At 34.8% G+C, this 9,354-nt stretch carries 14 protein-coding genes; 2 read left to right on the top strand and 12 right to left on the bottom strand.

Features of this window, described 5'->3' with window-relative positions:
• Nucleotides 1-14: 14 nt before the first annotated feature.
• The 3 genes from NSQ74_RS14930 to NSQ74_RS14920 all read right to left on the bottom strand — a co-directional run bounded on the left by NSQ74_RS14930 (nt 15) and on the right by NSQ74_RS14920 (nt 2,025).
• On the bottom strand, nt 15-575 hold the full coding sequence (locus NSQ74_RS14930; RefSeq protein ID WP_340824322.1) for a biotin transporter BioY: 561 nt from the start codon (nt 573-575) through the stop codon (nt 15-17).
• Between the two features lie 239 nt (nt 576-814).
• The gene (locus NSQ74_RS14925; RefSeq protein WP_340824320.1) at nt 815-1,606 is read right to left on the bottom strand and encodes a class I SAM-dependent methyltransferase; all 792 of its coding nucleotides are present in this window, start codon (nt 1,604-1,606) and stop codon (nt 815-817) included.
• The gene (locus NSQ74_RS14920) at nt 1,594-2,025 is read right to left on the bottom strand and encodes a BrxA/BrxB family bacilliredoxin (protein ID WP_340824319.1); all 432 of its coding nucleotides are present in this window, start codon (nt 2,023-2,025) and stop codon (nt 1,594-1,596) included. Before NSQ74_RS14920 ends, NSQ74_RS14925 begins: the two co-directional genes overlap by 13 nt.
• 326 nt (nt 2,026-2,351) lie before the next feature.
• Between NSQ74_RS14920 and NSQ74_RS14915 the strand changes: the two genes are divergently transcribed.
• Complete coding sequence (locus tag NSQ74_RS14915) at nt 2,352-3,404, top strand: Ig-like domain-containing protein (protein WP_340824318.1); 1,053 nt, start codon at nt 2,352-2,354, stop codon at nt 3,402-3,404.
• A gap of 50 nt (nt 3,405-3,454) precedes the next feature.
• Here NSQ74_RS14915 and NSQ74_RS14910 read toward each other — a convergent pair whose 3' ends face one another.
• The 3 genes from NSQ74_RS14910 to NSQ74_RS14900 form a co-directional block, all read right to left on the bottom strand.
• A complete protein-coding gene (locus NSQ74_RS14910) occupies nt 3,455-4,120 on the bottom strand; it encodes a M15 family metallopeptidase (RefSeq protein ID WP_340824317.1) in 666 nt (221 codons plus the stop codon).
• Nucleotides 4,117-4,533, bottom strand: a complete 417-nt coding sequence (locus NSQ74_RS14905) for a phage holin family protein (RefSeq protein WP_340824316.1) — start codon at nt 4,531-4,533, stop codon at nt 4,117-4,119. The genes NSQ74_RS14910 and NSQ74_RS14905 overlap by 4 nt, the downstream gene beginning before the upstream one ends.
• A 222-nt stretch (nt 4,534-4,755) precedes the next feature.
• Complete coding sequence (locus NSQ74_RS14900; protein WP_340824314.1) at nt 4,756-5,112, bottom strand: hypothetical protein; 357 nt, start codon at nt 5,110-5,112, stop codon at nt 4,756-4,758.
• A gap of 251 nt (nt 5,113-5,363) precedes the next feature.
• On the opposite strand from NSQ74_RS14900, the gene NSQ74_RS14895 reads away from it, so the two are divergent.
• Nucleotides 5,364-5,684, top strand: a complete 321-nt coding sequence (locus NSQ74_RS14895; protein WP_340824313.1) for a hypothetical protein — start codon at nt 5,364-5,366, stop codon at nt 5,682-5,684.
• A 17-nt stretch (nt 5,685-5,701) separates the two neighbouring features.
• On the opposite strand, the gene NSQ74_RS14890 is transcribed toward NSQ74_RS14895, so the two are convergent.
• The 6 genes from NSQ74_RS14890 to NSQ74_RS14865 all read right to left on the bottom strand — a co-directional run bounded on the left by NSQ74_RS14890 (nt 5,702) and on the right by NSQ74_RS14865 (nt 9,303).
• Nucleotides 5,702-5,959 (bottom strand): hypothetical protein, encoded by a 258-nt coding sequence (locus NSQ74_RS14890; protein ID WP_340824312.1) that lies wholly within the window; start codon nt 5,957-5,959, stop codon nt 5,702-5,704.
• A gap of 113 nt (nt 5,960-6,072) precedes the next feature.
• On the bottom strand, nt 6,073-6,321 hold the full coding sequence (locus NSQ74_RS14885; RefSeq protein ID WP_340824311.1) for a hypothetical protein: 249 nt from the start codon (nt 6,319-6,321) through the stop codon (nt 6,073-6,075).
• A 378-nt stretch (nt 6,322-6,699) separates the two neighbouring features.
• Entirely contained in the window at nt 6,700-7,362 is a 663-nt protein-coding gene (locus NSQ74_RS14880; RefSeq protein ID WP_340824310.1) for a hypothetical protein, read from the bottom strand.
• 264 nt (nt 7,363-7,626) lie between these two features.
• Nucleotides 7,627-8,070, bottom strand: a complete 444-nt coding sequence (locus tag NSQ74_RS14875) for a hypothetical protein (RefSeq protein ID WP_340824308.1) — start codon at nt 8,068-8,070, stop codon at nt 7,627-7,629.
• Between the two features lie 232 nt (nt 8,071-8,302).
• The gene (locus NSQ74_RS14870) at nt 8,303-8,872 is read right to left on the bottom strand and encodes a tyrosine-type recombinase/integrase (protein ID WP_340824306.1); all 570 of its coding nucleotides are present in this window, start codon (nt 8,870-8,872) and stop codon (nt 8,303-8,305) included.
• Entirely contained in the window at nt 8,869-9,303 is a 435-nt protein-coding gene (locus tag NSQ74_RS14865) for an ArpU family phage packaging/lysis transcriptional regulator (protein ID WP_340824304.1), read from the bottom strand. Before NSQ74_RS14865 ends, NSQ74_RS14870 begins: the two co-directional genes overlap by 4 nt.
• Nucleotides 9,304-9,354 lie beyond the last annotated feature (51 nt).

The following is a 9,354-nucleotide window of genomic DNA, read 5'->3' as shown; positions in this document are numbered from 1 at the left end:
CCTTTAAAAATATCTTATTCTACTTCACTATTTAGCTTTTGTTCTATTGGACTAACTGCCCTTAATTGCAAGACAATAATGGCCGCGATAATTGCCTTTATACAATCACCTGGTAAATACACTAACGCTCCTACTAAACCAGCCCAAATAGACGTTTGTGTAATCAATGCCATAACTGGTGCTCCAATTAAACTAACTAGTAATACACCAAATACAAAATTAATAATTAATAATTTCCAAGTTTTAATAGAAGACCATATTTTTTCAGTTGCATAGCCAATTAGAAAAGCTGCAATCGGCCAGCTAAAAATATAGCCTGCTGATGGACCAACTAATACCGAAAAGCCCCCTCGTCCACCCGATAATAAAGGTAAACCTAAAGCTACTAAAACAATAAACAGTACGAGACTAATTGCCCCTGTTTTCTTTCCTAAAAAACCTCCTGCTAACATTACACCTAAAGTTTGTGCTGTTATCGGTACTGGAATAAAACCTACTGAAATTGGAGGAATTAATCCTAGTGCCGCTATTAATGCTGCAAAAAGTGCCGCATATACCATTTCTTTAGTTGTCATATAAAAAACCTCACCTTATAAAAAATTTATGCAAAAAAACCGGTTTCTTTGTATGTGAATTATAATAGCGCTAAAATTCATTTGTGTAAACTTATTTTTAGTTAAAAGTTAACTCAAATTATAATAATATTTTCAAGTGATTGTTTTTCTTTTGTAAAGATGTGATTTTTGTCAAGAAAAAAGGAACAGACATTAAAATCAGTCTGTTCCTGAAAGTATAACTTAAGCGAATTATGGACTTATTGCTTCAAAATAACGCCATAATGAAATTTTGAAGTTAAACGTGTCAATCTTGAAAAATGATATTTTTCAAACCATGTCGACCGAAAGTGAGCCTTTAAAACAACTCGTTTTTTTGCAACTCGTTTCGCTTCTGTTACCCATTCATCGGTTAATGTTATATGTGCTCCAGCCGTGCGAAGTGCTTGAAAATTATTCGATTCCTCTATAATTTCTTCGAACATCGGATCCATATAGACGACATCAAATGCATTGTCAGGCTGTAATTTTAAATATGCTATAGCTTCTGCCTGTACAACTTCGATTTGTCGCATACATGCGGTTAAAGGAAGCTCGGATGTATCATATGTGTCCATCCCGTGTGCCACAATAAACGCCACATTAGGATCTGCCTCTAGCCCAACTACTCGCCCTGATTTCCCAACAACGAAAGCAGCTAACATCGCATCTGCACCTAATCCTAGCGTGCAATCCAATACCGTGTCACTTTTTTCTAGCTGTACGGCCTCTAAAAACGGCTCAATTTCTCCGCGTGCCACTCGCTTTAAACGAAATGCTGCTGAATTGGGATGAAAGAAAAAAGGCTCTTCTGCCCCAAATGCATAATATTCATAGCGATTTTTTCCTGCAACAATAACATTTGCCTGCATTTCCTCGGAGATTTTGCGAATTGAACGCTTATTACGAGCCACAAACGGAACATGTAACGTGTCACACACAAAATCAGCGAGCACCATCGACAAGTCGTCTGGTCTGCCCGCTGTAGTCACAATCGTTTTTATTTCTCGCATGTTTGCTCTAAAACGCCTGTTAAATGCGCTGTAATTTGCTCCACTGGAAAACCTTCAATTTGTTCACGTGGAATAAAATAAGCCAATTCCCCATCTTTTAAAATAGCCATTGACGGCGAGCTTGGTGGCACATCCTCAAAGAAACCACGCATAGCAGCAGTAGCTTCAGGATCTTGCCCTGCAAATACTGTTACAAGATTATCCAGTTTTACCGTACCTACCGCTTCACGTGCTGCTGGGCGAGCCAACCCAGCCGCACATCCACATACCGAGTTGATAACAACTAAAGAAGTCCCCTTCGCCTCCGCCATAAATTCATTTACAGCATCAGCCGTTGTCAATTCACTAAATCCAGCCTCCACCAACTCTTCACGCATCGGCTTCACTACCTGTTTCATATATTCGTCGTAAGCGTTCATGCTTTTACCCTCTTTCATATGTAATCACAAAGCCCATTATAGCAAGGTTTCTTACGAATGTACAAAAACTTGTTTTCGCCAAAAATCACATGTTTTCGGGAGAAATGTGACTTTTTCGTGACTTTCGTGACTTTTTTTGTGTAACGACGTGGGGTTGGTTGGGGGTTGTTTTACACCTAAAAACTGGATGATTATTCGATTAGGACATTTTTTGTTATCAAAAATTGCCGATTTTTATTATGGTAAATTAATTTATATATGGTTAAAGTTGTTATTGCGGGGTGTTTGGATTAATGCCCTTAGATATATTGAAGGAGGATACATAAGTGATTAATTTGTTTAAAAAAGGTTTTATTTATCTCACATTAATGGTATTAGCATTAGTTAGTATTAGTGTCGAAAGTGCATTGGCAGCAGAAGTTGTGGATTATGAAGAAGGTGTCACAAATTTAAATAACACTTCTGAAAACAGCGCTAGAGTTGGAAGTGACTTAAGAAAACCTGAGATAGGTTGGAAGAGATATGATGATTCACATCCCAGTATAAAATATTTAGGGTCTGGTTGGTCGTTAAGTACATCATCTTCTTATTATAAAGGGAGTAGACATGCTTCATCCACAACTAAGATAGATGATGAAATTATGTTTGTATTTAACGGAACAAAGTTAAGACTTATTACTCAATATTACTCTGGTTATTCAAAAGATATACGAATATTAATTGATGGAAAAGAAGAAAGTTTTTCATTAGTTGGTGCTACTAACGGTCAAATAGTTGTGTACGAAAAAACAGGTTTATCTGATGGCATCCATAATGTAGAAATCAAAAAAAATGCTAAAGGTTCATGGGAAAATGACCTATATCTTGATGCAATCGATGTCTATGGATTTTTATTATCAGAAAACGATATTCCTACACTAGAATCAATTTCTTTAGATAAGAGTACACTTGAGTTATTAGAAGGAAGTCAAAATAAATTAATAGCAGCTGTTAGTCCAGACACTGCAAAAGTAATTTGGACAAGTAGTAATGAAAGTATAGCAACTGTTGATCAAGATGGAAATATTACTGCACTTCGCGAAGGTGAAACAATTATTTATGCCAAATTAGATAGTACTGATCTTATTGCTACTTGTACAGTAATTGTTAAAAAACCAATTAGTGAAACTTCTAGTGCTATCCTTAGTATCACACTAGTAAACGGCATTACAAAAGAATATGATGTTACTAATACAGTTTTAAATAATTACTTGAATTGGTTTGAAAGTGCTCAAGGTACGTCAACTTTCAAATTCACAAAAACTATCTCACCTTATAAAAAAGTAACTGAATATATTGTATTCGACAAGATTGCTTCATTTGAAGTAAGAGAGTATTAATCAAGAGACCGCCCTCCACAATGATTAAGTGGTAGAGCGGTCTTTCTATTTTATTTATTTCGTCTTTGTTGAATCGTAATATACAAACCAATCAAACGATCCGTCGTCATCACTCCATTCTGTAAGTCCCTCAAGTGTGAAGCCTGTATAATTCCATCCTTAACCGCTTGTGCAATATAGTTTTCTGTTTCAGTTTTCAAAGCTGGTGAACCTGGATTCCATGTTGTATCTGCCACCTTGATTTCCTCCTTCATGTCTTTCACTATTAATTGGACTTTCAATTTGCTATTACTTGGCACGATTATTTGTCCTTCTAATTTGTACCCTCTAGGCATCTTCCAATTCTGTTTCAATTCAAAATGTGGACGGTCAATTCTGCGTGCCCAATCACCGCCCCATGTAATACCTAACTTACGAGCTATTGATCCGACTTTTGTTAATGTATCTACATCATAGAGGGTTTTAGGGGGAGCGACGGCAATGTCCCAAGCTAATCGTGAAGTATGGTTACTCTTCAGTGTCCACGTCACAATTTTTCCTGGTCTTGTACGACCTTGTGCATATAGGTAATTTTGGCGTGCTTGCGATCGGTATGTTTCTGTGACGAAGATATTTTGAATGCCTACTTTATAGCACTGTTGAAAGAGCAATCTGCAAGCCGTTTGTGACACTGGTAGTAATTCACCTAAATCTCGACATGTAGTTGTGATACTCATTGTTTATCATCCTTTTTTTCATCGTTGTCGATTTGTAACTGCTTAAAAGCGTTCGTTAAAAACTTCGGTACTTTCAACCCTAGCTTTCCAAGATTCTCAATCATACTGATTCCTTCCATCCCGATTAGAAAAAGAATCATCGCATTGCGCATAAAGTTTCCACTCTCGGTTGCTAAGTCCAGTTGCACTGCAGCGATAACCATCAAAATCATCGCCAGTTTTTTAAACAGTCCTATTAAAGCTTTTCTGCTATCCACGTTTTTCACAACAAAGGCAACCATTATGCCTAAAATATAATCAATCGCCATAAAGATAACGAAGGCCTTAATTAAATGGTCAATGCCACCAACAAAATAAGTGACCCCTGCCATGGAGCCGCCTACGAGTGATATATATAATGTATCTGTTTTCATTGGACACCTTCCTTTTTTTCATAAAAAAAGCCCTCCACAGTTGGTTGTAAGGTTTAGTGTTTTTAATTTTACTGAGCTATATATCCACGTTCAACGCCCATTACACTTTAGAATACTAAGCTATCAAAATTGAATTGCTCTACGATATTCCATTGTTGTTTACCTAAATCATCACTATAATCATTACAATATTCAATAGTAAAACGAACATTTGAACATTCTTTACCTCCAAATAGATAAATTATATTGTTTTCTTACAACGTCCAAATCTTTATCTGAACTGTATAGTAAGTGACTAATACCGTGATATATTTTTATCAATGCCTTTTTGCGAATGATGTATATCATTGGCTGACTATAACTCATCTCACTTGCAATCTTAACTATTGACCACCCCTTAAAATACCTATATTTAACAAAAGCAACCTCCTTTTCAGGCATAATCTTTAATATTTCATCAATACATATCACAATCAGTTGATCTTTGGTTAAAGATCCTACTTTTTCTTTATTTATATATGGATACATTTTCAAATATTTTTCTACTAGTTTATCAAGTTCGCGTCTATTTTTCTTCATTCCAATTTCCCCTTTGTTTTATATTCAATATCCCTTTTATTTTTCATATTTTCACGAGGAGAAACGTGATACATCAGTTGAAAACTCTATATAAGTAATAATAAAATCGTTGTATTTCTCAGTGTTCCTGAATAGAAAAGCACATTCGATTTTCTTTTTTGACTGTACGAAATTCACACACCCTTTTATAATTATTAAAGGTAGTCCTTCATGAATTGAGTCATAAAACACTTAAAACACGAGGTGATGAAATGGAAATTAATACAGGTATTACTAAAATATTTGTAGAATTCGACACATATATGTCTATCTATTTTTTAGTTCTAGGAATTATTCTTTCACTAAAATGGATACTACCTCTCATTTTCAAAGAAAAAAAACAACTTATTGAAGTAATTGTAAATTTCCTTCTACTTTTGTTTATAAATAGTCTTGTAATCAACATTAAAGATATTTTATTTACTGAAATAAGTGTTTCAAGTTTAATGATAATATTAATTTTGCTTTTAGGTTATATAATGTTTTTTTATCAGCTTTATAAATATTTAAAAAGACCAAAAGCACATGAATAAACATGTGCTTTTGGTTTTTATCGAGGATATGACAAGTATTTTGCTATTAGTACTTTGTCAGGATATACTGCACCATTTTTTGCTTTGTACGACCATGTTGTCTTTACTCCATCAGCTACTGGTTCAAGTTTAGTAGTAATCCTATCCCCTGCCTTCGGAATTGGAAACGGCTCATACTTAGTATCATGTCCCCACACACTCCCAATCGAAGAACCGACTGAAAGTATCTTTGCTGTAACACTTACAGCTACAAAACTTACGTAACCCAATGCCAAAAAAGTTCCTATTGTAAATGTAGCATTTACCTTCCAATTAAGTACATCCCGTGCTGTATAAGTATATGTTGTAGATGCTGTTCTTGATAAATGCACATTAATATAAGCTATATCTAACCGTTATTTGCCTTTATATGAACTTTGTACTCTCCGAAATAAGGAGTTTCAACTGTAATTGAGTCTCTTGTGGTCGATTGATTATAAGTTTTTGTGAATATAACTTCCCCGTCTCCAGGTCGCTGTACTTGAATTGATCCATTGTAACCTATACCACCCCTTTTACTCCAAGAAATTCTTAAACTTTTGATTCCTGTTTTTGTGACCCTTAAACCAAAATCTGTATTCCCATTATTTATTGCCATTTATAATTCCCCCTTATGTTGTCGTTTGGATACAACTAATCATAAGATGTTTCTGGAATTCAAAACTCTTTTATTAGTATAAGAATTTTCACATTATCTCTATATGGAATTTCTATTTTTACTTTCAAATATTGAAAAAGAACAAGCCAACAATAATTGACTTGTACTATAAATGATTTACTTTCTTCCCTCCCTAGCTGTTTTATAAGTATATTTATCCACATAACCTTCAAGTGACAAATTAATAGTTTCTTTGCTACTTCAATAATATTCTATAAGACCACTGTACTGAGGTCTTAACAAATTTTTGGTGGATTATTTACTGCATCCATAGTCTCTCTTTGATATGGCGCACTCTCCGTATTCTATCGCCCGTGCTCAGCTGCCTATTCCTTTGATAACACAGGGTGCTTGTCCGCCCACTGAGATACCGTTAGCTATAGAGAGGATGATACTAAGCTTGCAATTTCTTAAAACAGTCACATTATCTGTTTTTGAACCATCTTCATCCCCTTCCACTTCTAATTCAACATTATCCTCTGTAAAATACTGTGCTGCATCATACTCAGCAAGCTCTGCTAATGCCTCATGAATATCTCTTTCAAGCAATGCTTCAATCATCTTTGGGTCATCCTTACTTGCTAAAAGTAATGCAGACTTTGAGGGGAGCGACAATATCTTTGAACGAAATGCCATCACCATATGATTTTGAATTTTCTCCACCTCATCCGCCTTATGCATTTCTCGTTTTAGATGCGCCAACTCAATTTCAGCCTTCTCCCGCTTCGCCTTCTCATGCAGCCATTTCTCATAGTCTATAGACTCCATCACTTTGTTCTCATCAATACCATCAAAGGACATTTTCAAAAAAGTAATGTAGCGACTGACGGTATCGATCAAATCATAGCGGCCATGAGCAACACGCGCAATCACACCTTCTTCGACTAAATAACGAACATTCCTTTCCGTCATATTAAACATTTTGGCAATCGTTTTTGTATTGACAATCGTTCGATCATCCAATTTCGTTTTCGCAGTCACACATGCACTCACCTCACAAAATTTAATGGATGGAAGGAACACCTTTTTCCGCACTATATCTAGCCCTTTTTCGGGCTTCGGAGACCCGCAGGCTGGCGTTCTTGGGTAGAAGAACCTAAGGCAAAAAAAGACGACACAGCATGTGCTGCATCGCCTATCGTTATGTTGTTTGATAAATATTGCATAGTATTATAATAGCATGTTCATTTTGAAAGAGTGTGCCAACATTCTGCCAAATTACTGCCAAAAGTCTGCCACTTATTTTTAATAATCTCTTTTAAATAATAACAAATAATATTTAGCATCAGCTTTTTCATATATTTCTATATTAAAAAACTTATATGTAACTATAATTAATATAAATATTATTAAAATCATTATGATTACTACCGCTTTATCTACACTAAGACCAGGAATTATTTCATCGAATTCTATCTTAACATTTAAAATGATAGTAATAAGTAAAATAATTAACGTTATTATTAAAGTATTACATGTTGCCGCAACCTTTGCTAATGAAGCTTTTTCATATATGCTCTCCAATCTTGCTATCAAAAACCTCCTATCATTTTCTTCCATATCATCAATTAATTTTAAGTTTTCAATAGAATTAGAGTGATCTTTTACATTTAGACTTTTTTTCAAAAAGAGCATTAATTCTACATCTTTATTGGAAAAAATAAGTTTCTTCAATTCAAGAATATCCATACAATCATCTCCCTCCATTAATTTACCACATTAACATATCTTACATTCTGTTAATGTGCAGATAGTATTAAAAAGCTAGATTTCTCAACACTTTACACGCCATTCAGATTGTGAGCTTTACATGTCCTTATTTTGTAAATGTCTTTAGTGTGTAAAAGTGTTTGTTATTTCAAGATGTTAAACCATTTCCTAAAATGGGCAAAATAAAAATAGCACCAACATCAGTGCTATTTTAAAATTTCAATCTTTTATTTAATTTTTGATAAGCTTGATCGATTGCATCTTGATTTATCCCAATATATTTCAATGTAATATAGGGAGCTGAATGATTAAAAATATCCTGCAGCAACGCCACATCTTTTTCTTCTTGATACACATGATAACCAAAGGTCTTACGTAGAGTATGTGTCCCTATTTCGTCTAAGCCATTAGTTAAAGCAGCTGCTCGTAATATAGCATATGCCCTCACTCTTGTGATTGGTTTATTTTTACCTTGTCGTGATTTGAATAAATATTCCCAGTCTTCCTTATTTTCAATGTACGGAATGAGCACTTTTTGCAATTCTTTTAAAATCGGAATGCGTTTCGTCTTATTCTGCTTCTTTTTCTGCACCTTTGACTCTTTTATAAACAACACTTGCTTATGACGAACATCTCCCACCTTTAAACGCAAAATGTCGCTTATTCTTAGCCCAGTATAAATACCAAAACAGAAGAGCAACTCATCACGTGGATTGTCTTGCAATGTTTTACGAACATCACGAATCATGTCTATATCACGTATTGGCTGGACAAAATTCATTGACTCTTCACCTCATATACCTCCACGCGCAATGCTAATGCCAATTTATACAATGCTTGTGCCTTTATGCGATAAAAAGTACGCTCACTAATATGAAGCTTTTTTGAAATTTGATAATTATACAAAGGTGTTTCCTCTAAACAAGCCATAACAATAATCTGTCGCTCTTTTTGCGTCAGCTTATAAAATGCACGATTAAATCGTTCAAAAAAGGCTTTCGCTTGCTTGTAATACTCTACATTTCGTATTGCTGCTTCTTCAACTTTTGATTGAAATCCTCCACTATAGGATGGCATGTTTAACGAATAATTTGCTGTAATCGTCGGCAACAAATCCTCAGGGGTTGTCAGTTGATACGTACGATATTGTCGTAAGATATTTTCAATGGCCTTTTGAGTAGCTTTTCCATCGATGTTTTTTAAGATATCCACTATCTATCACTCCTTTAGTAAAATAAAAAGAGGACAACATAAGAAAGTAGC

The organism is Lysinibacillus sp. FSL W8-0992, from assembly GCF_038008685.1.
Taxonomy (GTDB): Bacteria; Bacillota; Bacilli; order Bacillales_A; family Planococcaceae; genus Lysinibacillus.
This window is presented reverse-complemented; position numbering and strand designations above follow the sequence as displayed.

What these genes read in the sequence shown, in the direction of transcription:
- NSQ74_RS14930 (WP_340824322.1), bottom strand. Translation starts at nt 575, where the DNA reads ATGACAACTAAAGAAATGGTATATGCGGCACTTTTTGCAGCATTAATA.
- NSQ74_RS14925 (WP_340824320.1), bottom strand. Translation starts at nt 1,606, where the DNA reads ATGCGAGAAATAAAAACGATTGTGACTACAGCGGGCAGACCAGACGAC.
- NSQ74_RS14920 (WP_340824319.1), bottom strand. Translation starts at nt 2,025, where the DNA reads ATGAACGCTTACGACGAATATATGAAACAGGTAGTGAAGCCGATGCGT.
- NSQ74_RS14910 (WP_340824317.1), bottom strand. Translation starts at nt 4,120, where the DNA reads ATGAGTATCACAACTACATGTCGAGATTTAGGTGAATTACTACCAGTG.
- NSQ74_RS14905 (WP_340824316.1), bottom strand. Translation starts at nt 4,533, where the DNA reads ATGAAAACAGATACATTATATATATCACTCGTAGGCGGCTCCATGGCA.
- NSQ74_RS14900 (WP_340824314.1), bottom strand. Translation starts at nt 5,112, where the DNA reads ATGAAGAAAAATAGACGCGAACTTGATAAACTAGTAGAAAAATATTTG.
- NSQ74_RS14895 (WP_340824313.1), top strand. Translation starts at nt 5,364, where the DNA reads ATGGAAATTAATACAGGTATTACTAAAATATTTGTAGAATTCGACACA.
- NSQ74_RS14885 (WP_340824311.1), bottom strand. Translation starts at nt 6,321, where the DNA reads ATGGCAATAAATAATGGGAATACAGATTTTGGTTTAAGGGTCACAAAA.
- NSQ74_RS14875 (WP_340824308.1), bottom strand. Translation starts at nt 8,070, where the DNA reads ATGGATATTCTTGAATTGAAGAAACTTATTTTTTCCAATAAAGATGTA.
- NSQ74_RS14870 (WP_340824306.1), bottom strand. Translation starts at nt 8,872, where the DNA reads ATGAATTTTGTCCAGCCAATACGTGATATAGACATGATTCGTGATGTT.